The organism is Bradyrhizobium sp. 191, assembly GCF_023100985.1.
Lineage (GTDB): Bacteria > Pseudomonadota > Alphaproteobacteria > Rhizobiales > Xanthobacteraceae > Bradyrhizobium > Bradyrhizobium diversitatis.
Genome location: NZ_CP064692.1, coordinates 5,170,231 through 5,187,635, shown reverse-complemented (window position 1 = coordinate 5,187,635; position 17,405 = coordinate 5,170,231). Strand labels below are relative to the sequence as shown.

The following is a 17,405-nucleotide window of genomic DNA, read 5'->3' as shown; positions in this document are numbered from 1 at the left end:
GTGAGCCCGCCTTTCCCTGTACGGCGCAGCGCTGAGACTGCCGTGATGGCCGGCGGCCTGGCGGCCCTCGCAATAATCGGTGTCCGAGCAGACGAACATCCGCCCGCCCTGGTCGTCGGTGACGATCTCATCGAGATAGGAGTCTTCCGCGCCACAGAGCGCGCAGGGCGCGTTGAAGCGGTAAGGCTCGAACGGATGGTCCTCGAAATCGAGCGACACCACCTGCGTATAGGGCGGGATCGCGTAGATGCGCTTCTCGCGGCCGGCGCCGAACAATTGCAGCGCGGGACAATTGTCCATCTTGGGATTGTCGAACTTCGGCGTCGGGGACGGATCCATCACGTAGCGCGCGTTCACCTTCACCGGATAGGCGTAGGCGGTCGCGATATGGCCGAAGCGGGCGATGTCCTCGTAGAGCTTCACATGCATCAGGCCGTACTCGGCGAGCGCGTGCATGCGCCGCGTCCCGGTCTCGCGCGGCTCGAGGAAACGCAACGGCTCGGGGATCGGCACCTGATAGACCAGCACCTGGTTTTCATTCAGCGCCGTCTCCGGGATGCGGTGGCGGGTCTGGATCACCGTCGCCTCCGCCGTCGCGGTCGTCGTCGCAACGCCCGCGGTCTTGGCGAAGAACTTTCGGATCGAGATCGCGTTGGTGGTGTCGTCGGAGCCCTGGTCGATCACCTTGAGTACGTCCTGGGGACCGAGGATCGCGGCGGTGACCTGCACGCCGCCGGTCCCCCAGCCATAGGGCATCGGCATCTCGCGGCTGGCGAACGGCACCTGGTAGCCGGGAATGGCGATCGCCTTCAGAATCGCGCGGCGGATCATCCGCTTGGTCTGCTCGTCGAGATAGGCGAAATTGTAGGCGGGCGCGTTCATTCCGCGGCTTCCTTCATGGCATCAGGCGCATTGGCATCCGCGAACTCCAGCCGCAGCTTGCGCAACAGGCCGAGCTCGGACTGGAAGTCGACGTAGTGCGGCAGCTTCAGGTGCTCGACGAAACCGGTCGCCTGGACGTTGTCCGAATGCGACATCACGAACTCCTCGTCCTGGGCGGGCGCGAGTGCCTCCTCGCCGAGTTCGCGCGCCCGCAATGCGCGATCGACCAGCGCCATCGACATGGTCTTGCGCTCGCTCTGGCCGAAGGCAAGGCCGTAGCCGCGGGTGAAGCACGGCGCTTCGGTCGCAGAACCCTTGAACTGGTTGACCATCTGGCACTCGGTCAGCTCGATCGAACCGAGCGGCACGGCGAAGCCGGCGTCTTCCGCGATGAATTCGACCTCGACCTCGCCGAAGCGGATCTCGCCCGCGAAGGGATGGTTGCGGCCATAGCCGCGCTGGGTGGAATAGCCCATCGCCAGCAGGAAGCCTTCGTCGCCGCGCGCCAGATTTTGCAGGCGCAGGTCGCGATCCGCCGGGAAGTTCAGCGGCTCGCGGGTGAGATCGCCGACCGGCACGCCGTCCTCGGCTTGGGGCGAGGATTCGATCAGCCCGTCGCGTCCGAGAATGTCAGTCACGCGCGGCGTTGGCGCGGTGGGCGCTTCGGCCGTCGCCGGGGCGTCGGGAACGAAGCCTTCGGCGAGCGATGGATCGAGCAGGCGATGGGTATAGTCGAAGGTCGGCCCGAGGATCTGACCGCCGGGAATGTCCTTGAAGGTCGAGGACACCCGCCGCTGCACCCGCATGGCGCCGGTGTCGACCGGCTCGCTGGCGCCGAAGCGCGGCAGCGTAGCGCGGAAAGCGCGGACCAGGAAGATCGCCTCGATCAGGTCGCCGCGCGCCTGCTTGATCGCCAGCGCCGCGAGCTCGCGATCGTAGAGCGAGCCTTCGCTCATGACGCGGTCGACGGCGAGGCCGAGCTGCTCCGAGATCTGGTCGAGCGTGACCTCCGGAACGTCCTGGTCACCGCGCCGCTTGTGCGCGAGCAGGCGATGGGCGTTCTCGATGGCGCGTTCGCCGCCCTTGACTGCAACATACATGCTTCAGCTTCCTTTGCTCACGACACGCGTTGTGCGCGGGATCGCAACCACGGCGTCATCGGCGACCAGCACCACGTCGATGCCGCGCGGAAACAGCGCCTCGTTGATCCGAAGGCGTTCGAACAGGTCGAAAGGCTTGATCGACGCCTGCAGCGTCGCGACACCGTCGATGCCGGGGCCGCGCAGCTCGAAGCCGCGCCCGGAGGCCAGGCTGTCGACCTGAATGATCACCGTGGTCGAACGATCCGGGTATTCGCTCGTCCCGAGCGCGAACCGGTCGAGCGGCGGAAGCGCCGTGCCGTCGCTGATCAGCGCGAAGCTCGCGATCGAGCAATCCTGCACCACCGGCGCGCCGGTATGAAATTTCAGCCACTTCACCAGGTCGGAGCTCTCCACCATCCGCGCATCGAGCCAGAGCGGCGTGTCGTGGTCGAACAGCGTGAGCGCGATCGCGGCGGTGCCGCGCATCATCGTATCAGGCGCCCCCGCAATCGGCACGATGCGCTGGACCGAGCCCGGCCGCGCCATGGCGTCCATGACGGAGCGAAAGGTCGATTGCGCCGACAGCACCTTGTCGGCAAAACCCGGCGGCAGTTCCGCAATCGTGGTCATGATCTCAGCCCTCACCGCGCACCATGGTGTAGAAATCAACCTTCGTCGCGGCGGTCTCGGCCGCCGCCTGCTTGCGCCGAATCATAAGCTGCTCTCGCAAGGGCGCGATGACACCCCGCTCCACCGCGCCGCCGTGATCACGGGACTGGACCAGCGCATCGCACAACGCGATCAGCCGCGCCTTGTCACCGTCACGGCCGAGCGTGTAGCCGAATCCGACCTCGCCGCTCGCAAGCCGAACCGCGGCACGCGACACCGTGGCCTCGCCGAGATTGAACGGCGCGCCGTCGCCGCCGACCCGGCCGCGCAGCATGACGAGTCCGCTTTCGGGCGCACGCAGATCCTGATGGGCCGGAAGGGCCAAGTTGCGGAGGCGAGCGGCGATCTCGCCCGCCTCCGCTTGCGCCAGCACCGCCATCGCGGCCCTGCGCTGGGCTTGCTGATTGTTGTGCTGCGTCACCTGGTCCACCGAACTTGCCGCATCGAAGTTGTCTATGATAATAGACAACTTCATACGGATACGCCATGACTGTTTCGTGACAATGATGTGATTTCTGGGGTAGGTTTCCCGCGACATGAGCATGCAGGACACAGCCTCCTCGGGCGTCGCGCTATGGCGCCTCGTTGCCGACGGCATCGAGCGCGGCATCGCCGACGGCCGCTTTGCGGCCGGCGACAAGCTGCCGGGCGAGATGGAGATCGCCGAAACCTACCGCGTCAACCGCCACACCGTGCGGCGCGCACTGGCAGCCCTCGCCGAGCGCGGCCTGGTGCGGGCCGAGCGCGGCAGCGGAACCTATGTCGAGGCGCAGAAGCTCGCCTATCCCTTGCGCTCGCGCACGCGCTTTTCCGAGATCGTCGGTGCGGGCGGCCGCGAACCGCATGGGCGGCTGATCGATGCGACCGACGATATCGCGACGCGCGAGCTCGCGCGGGAGCTGGGACTGAAGACCGGCGCGCCTTTGATGCGGATCGAGGCGATCCGCCTCGCCGACCGCACGCCGATCTGCGTGTCCACCACCTGGCTGTCGGCGGAGCGGTTTCCGGACGCCGGCACCGTGTTCGCGGCGACACACTCGATGACAAAGCTGCTCGCGCATTACGGCGTGCGCGATTATCGCCGCGGCGCGACCCGAATCACGGCCGGCATCGTCGATGCGACCGATGCCTCACGGCTCGATCTGGCGCTGGGCCGGCCGATCCTGGTCGTCGATGCCACCGACAACGATCTCACGGGCAAGCCGCTGCTGACGAAGCACTCGCGCTTCGCGGCGGAACGGGTGGAATTTCTGGTGGACTCGTAGCTCTTCCCTCTCCCTTTGTGGGAGAGGGTGGCTCGCGCGTAGCGGCGAGACGGGTGAGGGGTCTGTCTCCGCAAATGCTCATCTGAGTTTGCTGAGACATACCCCTCATCCGGCGCTTCGCGCCACCTTCTCCCGCAAGGGGAGAAGGGAAGTGGAGTTCGTGGCGGCACCGACGATTAGGCCACAGCCCGCCTGCCAATGATCGCAAAGCGCAGCTTGCCCGAGATGAAATCGATCGCGGCCACCGCAACCAGGATCATCAGGATCAGGAACGAGACCTTCTGCCATTCCAGCACGCGGATCTGCTCGGCGAGCTGGAGGCCGATGCCGCCGGCGCCGACGATGCCGATGATAGTGGCCGAGCGCGTGTTGGATTCGATGTAATAGAGCACCTGGCCGGCGATGACGGGCAGCACCTGCGGCATCAGGCCGAAGCGGATCTCGTGCAGGGCACTGCCGCCGGAGGCGCGGATGCCCTCGACCTGCTTCCGGTCGGCGCCCTCGAACGCCTCCGAGAACAATTTTCCGAAGGCGCCGAAATCCGACACCGCGATGGCGAGCACGCCGGCGAACGGGCCGAGCCCGACCACGTTGATCCACACCAGCGCCCAGATCAGCGTATCGACGCCGCGGATCGAATCCAGGAACCGGCGGACGGGAAAGCGCAGAATGCTCGACGGCACGATGTTGCGGGCCGCCAGCAGGCTCACCGGCAGCGCAAATAGCGCCCCCAGCGTGGTGCCGAGCAACGCGATCGACAGCGTCTCGCCGAGCGCCTTCAGATAAATGGGCAGCGACGAGCCGGGATCGGGCGGGATCATCATCAGGCTGATCCAGCCGAGCTGGCTCAGGCCGGCGAAGAAGCGCGACGGCGAGAAGTCGAGATCGACGAGCCCGTAAGTGAAGATGGCGAACGCCGCGACGATCATGGCGGGCGTCGCGAGCCGCGCCGAGGCCGGCCGCTCGAACACTTCGGGATAGCGCGCACGCATCTGCGCGGCATCGACCTCCTGCGGCTTCGTCACGTCCGCGCCTCCTTGCCGAACAGGTGGCCGCGCAGCCAGCCGGTGGCGATGTCGATGATGAAGACCGTGACGACGATGGTGAGCAGGATCGCGCTGACGTCGGAGTAGTAGAATTTGCGGATGGCGACGACGAGCTCCTGGCCGATGCCACCGGCGCCGACGAAGCCCATCACGGAGGCCTCGCGGACGTTGATCTCGAAACGCAGCAGCGCGTAGCTGGCATAGCCCGCGGTCACCTGCGGCACCACGGCAAAGCGCATGCAGGACAGCCAGCTCGCGCCGGTCGAGCGGATGCCCTCGACCGGCTTCATGTCGGCGTTCTCGACGATCTCCGAGAACAGCTTTCCGAGCGCGCCGGTGGAGTGGATCGCGATCGCCAGCACGCCCGCCATCGGACCGAGCCCGAAAGCGATGACGAAGACCAGTGCGAACACGATCCCGGGCACGGTGCGGGCGAACTCGAGCAGCCGCCGCACGACGAAGCGCAGCCAGGGCGCAGGCGAGGTGTTTTCAGCCGCGAAGAAATTCAGGCAGAAGGCGAGAGTCGCGCCGATCAGCGTGCCGACATAGGAGATCAGTAGCGTCTCGCCCAGCATCTTCAGCCATTTGCGCCAGCCCCAGAGCCACTCGCCGACATCGGTCCAGACCCGCTGGCCGTTGTCGAGCGTGAGGATGCGGTCGAAATAGCTGAGGAAGTTGCCGAAATAGGTGAACAGCGTGCGCAAATTCACTTCCGCGCCGATTGCGGCGAGAACGAGCGCGGCGGCGAAGATGACGGCGCCCAACAACAGGCGGAGCCGCCTGCGCGCAACCGCCTGGCGATAGGCGGCATTGAGCACGGCGAGCTGCTGCTCGGGGAGGATCGAAACCGCTGTCGTCATCTGTCGAAACAGGTCCGGTCAAAGAAAGAGCCGGGTCCTTGGGACCCGGCTCAGGTGCATCGTCCCAAAAACTCAGGACGCCTTCTTTTTACGCAACGCATCGACGAACTTGATCAGCTCGATCGTGCCATCCCAGTCCTTGGTGGTTGCGGGATGAAAACCCTTCTTCTGGCCGTCGGAGAGACGGTCGAAGGCGGCCTTGTCCTTGGCCGGTGCGTCGAAGAACGCCTTCGCAATGGCGGCCTTGGCGTCTTCCGGCAGGTCGGAATTGTAAGCATAGGGGCCGTTGATGATCGGCGCCGATTTGTGGATGATACGGAAATCGTCCTTCTTCATCGCCGAGCCGTCGGCGTTCTTCAGCATGCCCTTGGTCAGCATCTGCGCCAGCGTGGAATCATTGTCGCTGGTCCACTGGTTGGCCGCGACGTCGACGGTGCCCTGCGAAAGGGCCAGCATCGCGTTCTCGTGGCTGCCGGTGAAGACGACCTTGCTGAAATAGGTGTCGGCATCGTGAATGCCCAACTTGTCGAGCTCGAAGCGCGGCACGTTGTTGCCGGAGGTCGAATTCGGATCGACGAGGCCGAGGTTCTTGCCCTTGAGGTCGTCGATCTTCTTGTAGGCACTGCTCGCCTTGACGAAGAACACCGAGTAGTAGCCGGTCGAGCCGTCGGCGTTGATGTCGTTGGCGAAGGCGTCGGTCTTGACGCCGGTCAGGCGGGCGCGGGCGAACGAGGCCGAGCCGTAGCTCGCGATGTGGATATTGCCGGCGCGCTGCCCCTCGATCACAGCGGCGTAGTCGTTGGCGATGCGCAGCGTGACCTTCACGCCCAGTTCCTTGGAGAGATAGGTCATGAACGGCGCCCAGCGCTCGGTGACGCCGGAGGCATTCTCGGCCGGGACGACCGCGAAGGTCAGCTCGGGATATTTGGCCTTCCAATCGCTCGCGGAGGCGGAGGCCGTGAACGCGAGCGCGGCGGCGCCGGCAAGGACTAGTCTGCGAGTGAACATGATACCCTCTTCATCGGTTGGGGTCGGTTGACGCAAGAACTTGCAACTCAAAGGATGCGCCGCGGCTCAGGCCGCAGCGGCCGTTCCGAGCGCCGGGACGCCGGCGGACGCCGGCACAGGCATGCCGCCCATGGCCTCGTTGGCCTCGAGATCGTAGAGCTCGCGCGCGACCTGGTCGGTCAGTGCCGACGGCGCGCCATCAAACACCACGCGGCCAGCGGCCATGCCGATCAGGCGGTCGCAATAGCTGCGGGCGAGATCGAGCGAATGCAGGTTGCAGAGCACGGTGATGCCGAAATGCTTGTTGATGCGCAGCAGCGCATCCATCACGATCTTGGTGTTGCGCGGGTCGAGCGAGGCGATCGGCTCGTCGGCCAGAATAATATCGGGCTGCTGCACCAATGCGCGGGCGATCGCCACGCGCTGCTGCTGGCCGCCCGAGAGCTGATCGGCGCGCTGGGCGGCGAGCGAGGCGATGTCGAACTGTTCCAGTGCGGACATCGCCAGCGCCTTGTCCTGCTCGGGCCAGGCCTGCAGCAGCGAGCGCCAGGCCGGCATCGTCGCGAGGCGTCCCATCAGCACATTGGTGAGCACGTCGAGCCGGCCGACCAGGTTGAACTGCTGGAAAATCATGGCCGAACGGGCCCGCCACTGCCGCAGCTCCTTGCCGCGCAACGCGGTGACGTCGAGGCCGTCGAACAGGATGCGGCCCTGCGACGGTGCCGCAAGGCGGTTGATCGTCCGCAACAATGTCGACTTGCCGGCGCCGGATCGCCCGATTACACCGACGAAGCCGCCGGGGGAAACCTCAAACGAAGCGTCGTCCACCGCGGCTTTCGCGCCGAAGCGACACGTCAGACCATCGACCACCAGCATGCCGGACTCCAGAGTAGCTGGAGCCAATCGCTAACGTCCATGCTTAACACTTGTGTGACACGGCCGTTGCAGCGCAGCGATCCTGCACACGTCATCCCCTGTCATTTCCACGTCATGACATTGTCATGAATCCACTCGAAGAGGAACGCCCGCCCTCGCAGCTCGGATGCAACATGGCCGCCAAAGCTCTCTCGGTTCAGCCGACCATCGACCCCTCGGCCAAACTGCATGAGACCAGGCTCGGCGCCTATACCGAGGTTGGCGCGCGCACGATCCTGCATGAAGTGGCGATGGGCGATTACTCCTATGTCGTCAACGATTCGCAGATCACCTACACCACCATCGGAAAGTTCTGCTCGATCGCGGCGATGACGCGCATCAATCCCGGCAACCATCCGATGCACCGCGCGACGCAGGCGCACTTCACCTACCGCTCCAGCGCCTATTTCGAGGGTGAAAGCGACGATGCCGAGTTCTTCGACTGGCGGCGCCAGCATCATATCCATATCGGCCACGACGTCTGGATCGGCCATGGCGCGATCGTGCTGCCGGGTCGCAACATCGGCACCGGCGCGGTGATCGCCGCCGGCGCCATCGTCACCAAGGACGTGCCGGCCTACACCATCGTCGCCGGCAATCCGGCCCGGATCGTGCGGCGGCGGTTCTCGGAGGAGATCGCCGGGCGCCTTGCGAAGCTCGCCTGGTGGGACTGGGATCACGACAAATTGCGCGCGGCGCTGCCCGATTTCCGCAAGCTCGGGATTGAAGATTTTCTTTCGACATACGAAGCACGGGCGAGCTCTCTCACCAATCCTCCTGCCAGCAGACGAAGCGCGATCGCGTGACAGACATATTCCTCGAAGGCGGCCGGGCCCTGACCGGCGCCGAGTTCGTCGAAACCTCACTTCTCGTGTCCGGAACGGACATTGCGCGGGTCGATGCTTCTCGCGGTCGTGCGCGGCTGGCGATCGATGCCCGCGACCTGCTGGTGCTGCCCGGCATCGTCGATCTGCATGGCGATGCCTTCGAACGGCAGATGATGCCGCGCGCCGGCGTCGATTTTCCGATCGACGTCGCGCTCGCCGACAGCGACCGCCAGGCGATCGGCAACGGCATCACCACCGTCTTTCACGCCACGACCTGTTCCTGGGAACCGGGCCTGCGCAGCGCCGACAATGCGCGCGGCCTGATGGAGGCGATCGAGCGGCAGCGCCCGCAATTCGCCGCCGACACCCGCTTCCATCTGCGGCACGAGACCTACAATCTCGAGGCCGAGGCCGAGATCGCCCAGTGGCTCGCCGAGGGCCGCGTCGACCTGTTCGCCTTCAACGACCACATGGACGGCACCGTCGCCGACATGGCCAAGCCGCGCAAGCGCAACCGCATGGTGGAGCGCACCGGACTTTCAGCTGAGGAATTCGACCGGCTGGTCGAGCACGTGGTTTCTCGCGCCGACGAGGTCCCCGCTTCGATGTCGCGCCTCGCCGCTTCTGCGCGCGCGGCCGGCGTGCGGATGCTCTCCCACGATGACGCAACGCCGGCGATGCGCCGGGAGTTTCGCGAACTCGGCGCTGACATCGCGGAGTTTCCGATCAACGAGGAGACGGCGCGGGCGGCAGCGAGCCACGGCGATGCCATCGTCTACGGCGCGCCGAACGTCGTGCGCGGCGGCAGTCACACCGGCTGGACCAGGGCCTCCGACATGATCGCCAAGGGGCTCTGCTCGGTGCTGGCGTCGGACTATTATTATCCCGCACAGCTGCTCGCCGCGTTCCGCCTCGCCGCCGATGGCGTGGTGCCGCTGGCACAGGCCTGGGATCTGGTCTCCGCCGGCCCGGCGCGCGCGACCGGCCTTGCCGATCGCGGCATGCTCGCGGAAGGACGCCGCGCCGACATTCTCCTCGTCGACGACAGCGTGAAGCTGCGGCCGCGGCTGATCGCAGTGATCTCGGGCGGCAAGCTCGTGCACCTCACCGACGCGACAAGGCTGCTCACTGCCGTAGCGGCGCCGCGCGAGGCTGTCGTCGCGGCTTAAATTGGCTATGCTGAGGTGATGACAGGTTTCCCCCGCTACGCGATCTATTTTGCCGCCGGCGCCGACGGCGCCCTCTCCCGCTTCGGCGCCGAGCTGCTCGGCTATGACGCCCGCAGCGGCGACGAGGTTTCGTTTCCGCAAGAAGCGTTGCGCGTCGCGCCGGACTGGCGCGACATCACCGCCGATCCCCGCAAATACGGCTTTCACGCGACGCTGAAGGCGCCGATGACGCTGGTATCAGGCAGGACCGAGGCCGAGCTCATGGCGGCCTGCGCGACGTTCGCCGGCCAATCGCGGACAACTCCAGTGATCCGCCCCGTCGTCGATACCATCAGCGGCTTCATCGCCGTCATTCCGGCCGAGCCGGTCGACGCTCTCCAGCAGCTTGCCGCCGATTGCGTCCGTGAATTCGACTCCTTTCGCGCGGCCCTCACCGCGGAAGATCGTGCGCGGCGCAAGCCCGAAAAACTCACCGAGCGGCAGCGCGACTATCTCGACCGCTGGGGCTACCCTTACGTGATGGAGGAATTCCGCTTCCACATGACGCTCACCGGCCGGCTGGATGCAGAGCGCCGCGGGCCGATTCTGGAGATGTTGCGGGGACGGTTTGCTGCGCTTGGTCTCGGCACGCTGGTCATCGATCGCCTCGCACTGTTCAAGCAGGACGAGGCGAAGGGTCGTTTCCGCATCATCGGCGAGTGGGCGTTGACGCGGTAGGCGCCGCACTCTCAGCTCCCAAGATTGAAGGCGAGCGCCACGGCGCCGACCAGAACGAGGCTGGTCGCCCAGACTGCATCCAGATTGAACCAGCTTCGCGAGACGAACTTCAATCCCAGATAGCGGTAGACCAGCCAGGCCAGACATCCGCCGGCGCTGACCATCGCGATAACGTGCACGAGGGACACCAGCACCGCCATTCCGACATTTGCTTTCATCAACTCGCCCGCCGCCTGATGGCCGGCATCGAGCTCGAAGGCCCGGCATAGCCCGAGATAGATCGGCACCAGCATCAAGGCGGCGCCATGGGCAATGGCGACGGCAAATGACCACAGCGCCAATTGCGTCGGCGGAATTCGTGCCAGCGCGCGCGGATGACGCCGGTCGACCAGCCGATAGACGCCGAAGCCGATGACGAGAAGGCTCGCGACCAGCTGGATCGGACGCTGCCACTCCGCCAGCACGAGCAGGAACGCAAATGGCAGCAGCACGAGAAGCGTTGCAAGGAGATGGCCGGCCGACAGGGCCCACAGCGCGTGGAAAAGCGCGCGCGGGCTCTTGTCCATGAGCCCGGCCGAAACAGCGAGCGGCCATCCCATTCCCGGATTGATCCCGTGGTAGAGACCGCTCGCAACAAGCACGAGCCACAGCCAGACGAGTGCCGGGCTCGCGTGTCCCCAATCTAGACCGACGGGTAGCAAAAGGAGTCCGTCGAACAATCGCCGCCCTCGAGCCTGATCTGGTGCGCACGATATCCGTCGGGGAAGCTCACGAAATAGTCCTTGTCGAGCTCGAGGCCGCCGTTGCGACCGACATTGGCCATGACCTCCACGCCCGGAACCCCATCGGGATAGAACTGGTCATCCCAGGTGGAATAGAGGGAATTGGTCCAGTAGACGCGCCTGCCGTCGCGGCTGATCTCGACCATCTGCGGACCCGCCGCAAATGCCTTGCCGCTCGGATGCGGCGTGCGGCGCGCGATACCGCCGATGTGGACCGAGCCCGCGTGCTTCGGCTTGCGCGGATCACTGACGTCGTACTGGCGCATTTCACCCGTGCCCCAGCACGAGACATAGAGAAACCGGTCATCCATCGACAGGTCGATGTCGGTCACCAGCGGCGGCACGGCGCCGAAGCCTTGGAGCAGCGGCGGGAGCTTCTCCTTTGGCGCTGGCTCGGGTGGGATCGTCGCCGTCTTCTCCGCGTGGAATTTCCCGCCTTCTCGCCACCAGGTCCAGATCGATGCTTCGAGATTCGTGGTGTCGACCACGACGCCGACGAAGCCGTACTCGCGAACCGGATCGTGCGCCGGTCGTACCTCCAGCGCCATTTGATGATTGGCGCCGAGGTCGATGGTCTGGACGTTGCGACGTGCGCGAAGATCCCAGAAGTGGAGACGATGTCCATATTTGTTCGAAAGCAGATCTTCCGGGACGATCCCGTTCTCGAACTGCGGCGGCAATGCCCATTCGCTCGTCACCATGTAGTCGCGCGGCAGATTCCACCAGAAATCATAGTGCAGCGTCTGCGGGCCACGATCGATCTCCCATCGTCCCAGGACCTCGAAGGTCTCGCAATCCATGATGAAAACGCCGGGAGGGCCGTCGGTGCCGTCCTTGCCGCCGCCGCCCAGCGTGCTCACGTAGATGCCGTCCGGCCCGCAATGGATCGTGTGTGGCCGCGAGTAGCCGGTCTTCCTGAAGACTTCCTCTGGCTCGATGATCTTGTGGATCTTGGCTTTGGTCGGATCGGGCTTGGTATCGATGATGTAGATGCGCGACGAACGCAGCCCGGGAATGATGAGATAGCGCCGCTCGATGAAGGCATGTCCGGCGAGCGGCGACAAGGCGGAGGAGCACGCATTCCAGCCGAAGTGATGAAACTCATCGCCCTTGTTGGGCATCGTCACGGTGTGGACGATCTGGCTATAGGTCGGCGATCCCGGCTTGACGTCGATGACCGCGAGAGCATCCGGCTTCGAGAAGTCCGGACTGAGCAGCAACGTGTAGGCAAAGTTCTCCGCAGGTGCTTCCATCGCAAGCTTGGGCGATGCGTGAAAGGTGGGATCCGGCCTCATCGTCATGGCACTGCCTCCCTGTTCTGTCGGTTTGCGCCAACCTGACTTGGGATAACGGCATAGTGAAGAGGTGTTTCGATGTGTCGAGATTTCTCCGCAGGGCCGGTTGGCGAGCGTTACAATACGCCACCGCCGAGCCGCGGGAAACCGCCCGGGCCGCGCTAATTCGACGCCTTCAGCCGAAATGGGCCGATGAGATGAGGCGAGCGCGCACCTCACCCGCAGTGTCGTCCCGGACAAGCGCGCGCAGATCCGGGACCTATAACCCAAGTGAGAGGTTATGGAGCGAGCTGCCGACTCCGAGTTTTCGTCAAACTTCTCCCTGTGGGTCCCGGATCTGCGCTCGCTTTGGGCGCGCTTGTCCGGGACGACAGTGGGCCTTACCTCCCCCAGCGCAGCGCCAGCGCATCGCGCTCCCTGGCGAGCTCCAGCAATCCCGCGCGCGTTGCCGGATGCAGCGGCTGGAGCGGATGGCGCACCGCATCCGACTTGATGATTCCGCCGGCCTGCATCATCACCTTGCAGGCGATGAGGCCGCATTGACGGTTCTCGTAGTTGATCAGCGGCAGCCAGCGCTCATAGGCGGCCTTCGCTTCCTCGCGCTTGCCGGCGAAATAGGGATCGATGATCTGGCGGATGCCGTCGGGATAGCCGCCGCCGGTCATGGCGCCGGTGGCGCCGGCGTCGAGATCGGCCAGCAGCGTGATCGCCTCCTCGCCGTCCCAGGGGCCTTCGATGTCGCCGCCGCCCGCCTCGATCAGGCTGCGGAGCTTTGCAGCCGCGCCTGCCACCTCGATCTTGAAATAGCGGATATTGGCGAATTCGCGCGCCAGCCGCGCCAGCAGCTCGACCGACAGCGGCGTGCCGGCCACCGGCGCGTCCTGGGTCATGATGGGGATGTCGATCGCGCCCGAGAGCACCTTGAAGAATTCGACGATGCCCTTCTCGGGGACCCGGAAGGTCGCGCCGTGATAGGGCGGCATCACCATCACCATGGCGGCGCCGGCCGCCTCGGCCTGCTTGCTGCGCGCCGCGCACACGGCCGAGCTGAAATGCGTGGTGGTCACGATCACGGGAACCCGGCCAGCCACATGTTCCAGCACCGCATGCATCACGGCCTCGCGCTCGGCGTCGGTGAGCACGAACTGCTCGGAGAAATTGGCGAGGATGCAGATGCCGTGCGAGCCGGCATCGATCATGAAATCGATGCAGCGGCGCTGGCCCTCGAGATCGAGCTCGCCGCGCTCGTCGAAGATGGTGGGCGCGACCGGGAACACACCGCGATAGGGGCGCTGGGCCTTGTGTTGGGGCGTGACCGGCATCGAACTCTCCATCCCTGATATGTCTTACGTCTGTCGCCACGCTCGCGGAGCGAGGCGCCACAGATGTACCCGCCACGCGGACCGGCGGCAATGCCCGCGCGACGTTGGATGGTGAGAGAACGAAACTACGCGGTCTTCACGGCGCCCAGGAAGCCCTCGACCGCGACGCGCAGGCGATCGGCGTCGGCCGACATCTTCTTGACGGACTCCGACAGCACTGTGCCGGCGTTGCCGGTCTCCTGGTTGAGCCTCGCGACGCTGCCGATGGTGTCGGTGACCTCGCGGGTGCCTTGGGCAGCCTGCTGGAAGTTGCGCGAGATTTCCGTGGTCGCCGCGCGCTGCTGCTCGACCGCGGCCGCAATCGCCGTCATCTTCTCGTCGATGCCGCTGATGGCGCCGCCGATCGAGCGGATCGCGGCGACGGCCTGGCCGGTGGCACCCTGGATCTCCCCGACCTGGCGCGAGATCTCTTCCGTCGCTGTGGCCGTCTGGGAGGCGAGGCTCTTGACCTCGCCCGCAACGACGGCAAAGCCGCGGCCGGCCTCCCCCGCGCGCGCGGCTTCAATGGTGGCGTTCAGCGCCAGGAGGTTGGTCTGGGCGGCGATCGCGTTGATCATCTTCACGACCTCGCCGATGCGGCTCGCGGTCTGGTCGAGGATCTCGACCGTCGCGTTGGTCTGCTCGGCCTGCGCCACGGCCTCGCGGGCCTCGCGGGCGCTCGACTGCACCTGTGCGGAAATCTCGCCGACGGACGCGGACAGCTCCTCGGTCGCGGCCGCGATGGTCTCGAGATTGTTGGTGGCCTGCTCGGCGGCGGACGAAACCGCGGCGGTCTGGCTGCTGGAGTCCGAGACCAGCGAGCGCACGCCGGTCGCGGTGGCGTCTAGCTCCCGCGTCGAGGCCACGACGCTCTGGATGACCGCCTGCACCGTATCATCGAAACTGCGGCAGGCGGCATCGACAGTGCCCGACCGGGCGAGCTGAAGCGCCTGTTGCGATTCGCGTTCCAGGCCCAGCCGTTCCGCGGTCGCCGCGCTCTCGCGCAGGCTCTCGAGCGCGGCGGCCATGGTGCCGAACTCGTCGGGGTGGCGGGATTGCGGAACCGGCGTCGCATAATCGCGCGCGCTGATGCGCGCAATGGCATCGAGGATGGCACGCACCGGACGCATGAGGCGATGGCGCACTACGAACACGCCGGCCACGGTCACGGCCAGCGCGAGCATGAACGCGAACGACTGCACGATGAGATTGGTCAGGGCTTTCGCCTGAACCGCCTCCGCGCGCGCGATCGACAGGTCGAGCGCCTTGCTGGCGACCGCGACGATGGACGCGAAGGGCGACTGGCACAGCGCATTCCATTCCGAGGCGGGCAGCGCGGGACGGCCGCTGTCGTCGAAGCCCTTGGTGATTTCGCCGATCTGCTTGAGGGCGCCGTCAGTCTTGGCCTTCGCCTCCTTGGCCGCGTTGACGAGGTCGGCCGGCACGTCGGGCGCAGCCAGCAGCTCCTCCATGCCAGTCCAGCCTGCGGTGACGATGCCGTTCCATCCGGCCACGGTCTGCTTCTGGGTGTCATCGAGCGGCTTGCTGGCGTTGACGTTCGGCCGCAGGGTCGAGCACTGGATGCCGTAGCGGTCGCGCACCTGCCAGGCGAGGCGGCGGGCCTGGATCATGCGGGCGATGTAAGGATCGTTCATCCAGGCGCGGTTCGAGACCGCGGTGGATGCGAGATTGGCGGTCTCGATCACCTTGGTGACCGCATCGTACCAGGGCGCGGTACGCTCCAGCTTGCGTTCCGCGCGCGGCAGCTTGGCCTCGTCGTAGAACAACTGGAATTTTGGCGCGGCCTCGCTCCAGCGCTGCTTCAACGTGCCTGCGAGCCCGTCGCGCGCTGCGAATTCGACGGTGGAGAGCGCGGCGCTGATGGCGTCGAAACCGGCCTGCTCGGCCTTCTCGGCGGCACCAAGCTTGGCGCGCGGATCGTCCTCGCCGAGCAGCGCGCTCTGGGCGTCGCCGCGATTGCTGCGCAGGGCAACAACGCCATGGAAGATCGATTTGTCGGCATTCGCCAGCCGTTCAGTCTCCAGGCTGTCGCTGTAGCGGTCGAAGGCGCCGCCCATCTGGATCGCCGTGCTGGTCAATGCGCCGGCGGCCAGCAGGGTCATCAGGACCAGGAGGAGTGTGCTTACCGAATTCTTAAAAATGGACATGGGTCAAGGGACCTAACTCTCGGGAGAGGCCACCTTGCACCGCGACATGCCAATGTTCCGTTAAGGTTTTAGTTGAATCCGTGCGATCCAACCTGCACGCATTCGGGATCCCCTATGCGACCTTGGTAAAATCCGGCGCCCGGCGCTCGGCAAAGGCCGTGAACGCCTCGCGCGCCTCGGCGGTGCGCAGGCGCTGCGCGAACTGCTCGCCTTCGGCCTGCATCTGCGCGACCAGCGCCTCGCCGTTGCGCATCAGCTTCTTGGTGGCCGTGAGCGCGCCGAGCGGCTGACGGGCGAGACGCTGCGCGAGGGCAAGCGCCTCGGCATCGAGCTTGTCGAGCGGTACCACACGGTTGGCAAGGCCCCATTCCAGCGCCGACTTGGCGGGCACGGTCTCGCCAAGCGCGAACATCTCATAGGCGCGCGCATGGCCGATGCGCGCCGGCATCAGCAGGCTGGAGGCGGCCTCCGGCACCAGCGCAAGGCTAACGAAGGGCGTCGACAATTGCGCGTTGTCGGCGAGCACGACGAGATCGCAATGCAGCAGCATCGTGGTGCCGACGCCGACGGCACGGCCCTGCACGGCTGCGACCAGCGGCCGGGTGCAGCGCGCCAGCGACTGGATGAAGCGCACGACGTTGCGGCTGCCTTCGGACTTGCCGGCTGCGACCGCGGCGAACTCGCCGACGTCGTTGCCGGCGGTGAACATGTCGCCCTCGCCGCGAATCAGGATCACGCGAGCGGACGGATCGAACTCGGCGGATTCGATCGTGTCCGCCAGCTTGCCGTACATCGCATCGGTCAGCGCGTTCTTCTTGTCGGGACGCGCCAGTGTGAGGGTGAGAATTCCGCCGTTGCTCTCGATTCGGACGTGCTCGGTCATTCGTCTGCTCCGTGTTGTTCGTCTGAACTTCTTGGAAACTTGTCCTGAATGCTCGTCAGCCAGCGTGCGACGATGTCGATCTCCGCGGCCGTAAATCCCTCCGTCAGCGCCGCGTTGACCTCCGCCGCCGAGGTCTTCGCCTGCGCCAGCGCGCTGCGTCCCTTGGGCGTCAGCCAGATTCGCCAGGCGCGGCCATCCTCGCGATCGGCGCGCCGCTCGATCAGTCTTGCGGCTGCGGTGCGGTCGACCAAGCCGGAAATACCGGCCGGCCCCATATCGAGCGCCGCGCCCGCCTCGCCGATCAGGACGCCGTCCTGCCTGCCGAGGATGAACAGCAACCCCGCCTGCGCCGGCGTCACCTCGCTCTGCGGCTGCGCCGCCATCCAGCGCTGCAATCGGCGGTGCGCGACGCTCAGCAGGTAGATCAGCCGGTGATGCTTCGCTGCGGCCTCATTATTTCGCATGCGAAGTATATA

17 protein-coding genes and 1 pseudogene are annotated in these 17,405 nt (G+C 65.8%); 4 read left to right on the top strand and 14 right to left on the bottom strand.

Annotation, left to right across the window (positions count from 1 at the left end; all coding sequences use genetic code 11):
- Positions 1-12 precede the first annotated feature (12 nt).
- The 4 genes and pseudogenes from IVB23_RS24070 to phnG all read right to left on the bottom strand — a co-directional run.
- Positions 13-882 (bottom strand): annotated as a pseudogene (locus IVB23_RS24070) (alpha-D-ribose 1-methylphosphonate 5-phosphate C-P-lyase PhnJ); the annotation flags it as partial.
- Positions 879-1,982, bottom strand: coding sequence for a carbon-phosphorus lyase complex subunit PhnI (locus IVB23_RS24065; protein ID WP_247800304.1), 1,104 nt, complete (start codon positions 1,980-1,982; stop codon positions 879-881). The gene IVB23_RS24065 and the pseudogene IVB23_RS24070, both read right to left, overlap by 4 nt.
- Positions 1,983-1,985: 3 nt before the next feature.
- Positions 1,986-2,594, bottom strand: coding sequence for a phosphonate C-P lyase system protein PhnH (gene phnH, locus IVB23_RS24060; RefSeq protein ID WP_247800303.1), 609 nt, complete (start codon positions 2,592-2,594; stop codon positions 1,986-1,988).
- Positions 2,595-2,598: 4 nt separating this feature from the next.
- Positions 2,599-3,063, bottom strand: coding sequence for a phosphonate C-P lyase system protein PhnG (gene phnG, locus IVB23_RS24055; protein WP_082822117.1), 465 nt, complete (start codon positions 3,061-3,063; stop codon positions 2,599-2,601).
- A 106-nt stretch (positions 3,064-3,169) separates the two neighbouring features.
- Between phnG and phnF the strand changes: the two genes are divergently transcribed.
- Positions 3,170-3,898 (top strand): phosphonate metabolism transcriptional regulator PhnF, encoded by a 729-nt coding sequence (gene phnF, locus IVB23_RS24050; protein ID WP_247800302.1) that lies wholly within the window; start codon positions 3,170-3,172, stop codon positions 3,896-3,898.
- Positions 3,899-4,074: 176 nt separating this feature from the next.
- Here phnF and phnE (IVB23_RS24045) read toward each other — a convergent pair whose 3' ends face one another.
- The 4 genes from phnE (IVB23_RS24045) to phnC all read right to left on the bottom strand — a co-directional run bounded on the left by phnE (IVB23_RS24045) (position 4,075) and on the right by phnC (position 7,688).
- Positions 4,075-4,923 carry a phosphonate ABC transporter, permease protein PhnE gene (gene phnE / locus IVB23_RS24045; RefSeq protein WP_197966547.1) on the bottom strand — a complete coding sequence of 283 codons (849 nt, stop codon included), beginning with the start codon at positions 4,921-4,923 and terminating at the stop codon, positions 4,075-4,077.
- Complete coding sequence (phnE, locus tag IVB23_RS24040) at positions 4,920-5,804, bottom strand: phosphonate ABC transporter, permease protein PhnE (RefSeq protein ID WP_197966546.1); 885 nt, start codon at positions 5,802-5,804, stop codon at positions 4,920-4,922. The genes phnE (IVB23_RS24045) and phnE (IVB23_RS24040) overlap by 4 nt, the downstream gene beginning before the upstream one ends.
- 72 nt (positions 5,805-5,876) lie before the next feature.
- Entirely contained in the window at positions 5,877-6,812 is a 936-nt protein-coding gene (gene phnD, locus IVB23_RS24035) for a phosphonate ABC transporter substrate-binding protein (protein ID WP_247800301.1), read from the bottom strand.
- Between the two features lie 66 nt (positions 6,813-6,878).
- Positions 6,879-7,688, bottom strand: a complete 810-nt coding sequence (phnC, locus tag IVB23_RS24030; protein WP_061881190.1) for a phosphonate ABC transporter ATP-binding protein — start codon at positions 7,686-7,688, stop codon at positions 6,879-6,881.
- A gap of 173 nt (positions 7,689-7,861) precedes the next feature.
- Here phnC and IVB23_RS24025 point away from each other — a divergent pair, with 173 nt between their 5' ends.
- Genes IVB23_RS24025 through IVB23_RS24015 form a run of 3 tightly spaced genes read left to right on the top strand, consistent with a single transcriptional unit; the run spans position 7,862 to position 10,440 of the window.
- On the top strand, positions 7,862-8,533 hold the full coding sequence (locus IVB23_RS24025) for a chloramphenicol acetyltransferase (protein ID WP_061881253.1): 672 nt from the start codon (positions 7,862-7,864) through the stop codon (positions 8,531-8,533).
- Positions 8,530-9,723 carry an alpha-D-ribose 1-methylphosphonate 5-triphosphate diphosphatase gene (locus IVB23_RS24020; protein ID WP_247800300.1) on the top strand — a complete coding sequence of 398 codons (1,194 nt, stop codon included), beginning with the start codon at positions 8,530-8,532 and terminating at the stop codon, positions 9,721-9,723. The genes IVB23_RS24025 and IVB23_RS24020 overlap by 4 nt, the downstream gene beginning before the upstream one ends.
- Before the next feature lie 18 nt (positions 9,724-9,741).
- The gene (locus tag IVB23_RS24015; protein WP_247800299.1) at positions 9,742-10,440 is read left to right on the top strand and encodes a DUF1045 domain-containing protein; all 699 of its coding nucleotides are present in this window, start codon (positions 9,742-9,744) and stop codon (positions 10,438-10,440) included.
- An 11-nt stretch (positions 10,441-10,451) separates the two neighbouring features.
- On the opposite strand, the gene IVB23_RS24010 is transcribed toward IVB23_RS24015, so the two are convergent.
- The 6 genes from IVB23_RS24010 to IVB23_RS23985 form a co-directional block, all read right to left on the bottom strand.
- Positions 10,452-11,039 carry a hypothetical protein gene (locus tag IVB23_RS24010; RefSeq protein ID WP_131871733.1) on the bottom strand — a complete coding sequence of 196 codons (588 nt, stop codon included), beginning with the start codon at positions 11,037-11,039 and terminating at the stop codon, positions 10,452-10,454.
- An 83-nt stretch (positions 11,040-11,122) separates the two neighbouring features.
- Complete coding sequence (locus IVB23_RS24005; protein ID WP_061881194.1) at positions 11,123-12,523, bottom strand: selenium-binding protein SBP56-related protein; 1,401 nt, start codon at positions 12,521-12,523, stop codon at positions 11,123-11,125.
- 374 nt (positions 12,524-12,897) lie between these two features.
- Positions 12,898-13,839, bottom strand: a complete 942-nt coding sequence (locus IVB23_RS24000) for a dihydrodipicolinate synthase family protein (RefSeq protein ID WP_061881254.1) — start codon at positions 13,837-13,839, stop codon at positions 12,898-12,900.
- A 125-nt stretch (positions 13,840-13,964) separates the two neighbouring features.
- The gene (locus IVB23_RS23995; protein ID WP_247800297.1) at positions 13,965-16,046 is read right to left on the bottom strand and encodes a methyl-accepting chemotaxis protein; all 2,082 of its coding nucleotides are present in this window, start codon (positions 16,044-16,046) and stop codon (positions 13,965-13,967) included.
- A 112-nt stretch (positions 16,047-16,158) separates the two neighbouring features.
- Positions 16,159-16,929: an enoyl-CoA hydratase gene (locus tag IVB23_RS23990; RefSeq protein ID WP_247800296.1), complete on the bottom strand. Its 771-nt coding sequence runs from the start codon at positions 16,927-16,929 to the stop codon at positions 16,159-16,161.
- Positions 16,926-17,393, bottom strand: a complete 468-nt coding sequence (locus tag IVB23_RS23985) for a MarR family winged helix-turn-helix transcriptional regulator (RefSeq protein ID WP_247800295.1) — start codon at positions 17,391-17,393, stop codon at positions 16,926-16,928. The genes IVB23_RS23990 and IVB23_RS23985 overlap by 4 nt, the downstream gene beginning before the upstream one ends.
- Between the last annotated feature and the right edge of the window lie 12 nt (positions 17,394-17,405).

Excerpts from the sequence above, each read along its gene's own strand:
- IVB23_RS24025 (WP_061881253.1), top strand. The coding sequence starts at position 7,862 with ATGGCCGCCAAAGCTCTCTCGGTTCAGCCGACCATCGACCCCTCGGCC.
- IVB23_RS23985 (WP_247800295.1), bottom strand. The coding sequence starts at position 17,393 with ATGCGAAATAATGAGGCCGCAGCGAAGCATCACCGGCTGATCTACCTG.
- phnE (WP_197966546.1), bottom strand. The coding sequence starts at position 5,804 with ATGACGACAGCGGTTTCGATCCTCCCCGAGCAGCAGCTCGCCGTGCTC.
- phnD (WP_247800301.1), bottom strand. The coding sequence starts at position 6,812 with ATGTTCACTCGCAGACTAGTCCTTGCCGGCGCCGCCGCGCTCGCGTTC.
- IVB23_RS23995 (WP_247800297.1), bottom strand. The coding sequence starts at position 16,046 with ATGTCCATTTTTAAGAATTCGGTAAGCACACTCCTCCTGGTCCTGATG.
- IVB23_RS24005 (WP_061881194.1), bottom strand. The coding sequence starts at position 12,523 with ATGACGATGAGGCCGGATCCCACCTTTCACGCATCGCCCAAGCTTGCG.
- phnF (WP_247800302.1), top strand. The coding sequence starts at position 3,170 with ATGAGCATGCAGGACACAGCCTCCTCGGGCGTCGCGCTATGGCGCCTC.
- IVB23_RS24065 (WP_247800304.1), bottom strand. The coding sequence starts at position 1,982 with ATGTATGTTGCAGTCAAGGGCGGCGAACGCGCCATCGAGAACGCCCAT.
- IVB23_RS24015 (WP_247800299.1), top strand. The coding sequence starts at position 9,742 with ATGACAGGTTTCCCCCGCTACGCGATCTATTTTGCCGCCGGCGCCGAC.
- IVB23_RS24010 (WP_131871733.1), bottom strand. The coding sequence starts at position 11,039 with ATGGGATGGCCGCTCGCTGTTTCGGCCGGGCTCATGGACAAGAGCCCG.
- IVB23_RS23990 (WP_247800296.1), bottom strand. The coding sequence starts at position 16,929 with ATGACCGAGCACGTCCGAATCGAGAGCAACGGCGGAATTCTCACCCTC.
- phnC (WP_061881190.1), bottom strand. The coding sequence starts at position 7,688 with ATGCTGGTGGTCGATGGTCTGACGTGTCGCTTCGGCGCGAAAGCCGCG.
- IVB23_RS24000 (WP_061881254.1), bottom strand. The coding sequence starts at position 13,839 with ATGCCGGTCACGCCCCAACACAAGGCCCAGCGCCCCTATCGCGGTGTG.
- phnH (WP_247800303.1), bottom strand. The coding sequence starts at position 2,594 with ATGACCACGATTGCGGAACTGCCGCCGGGTTTTGCCGACAAGGTGCTG.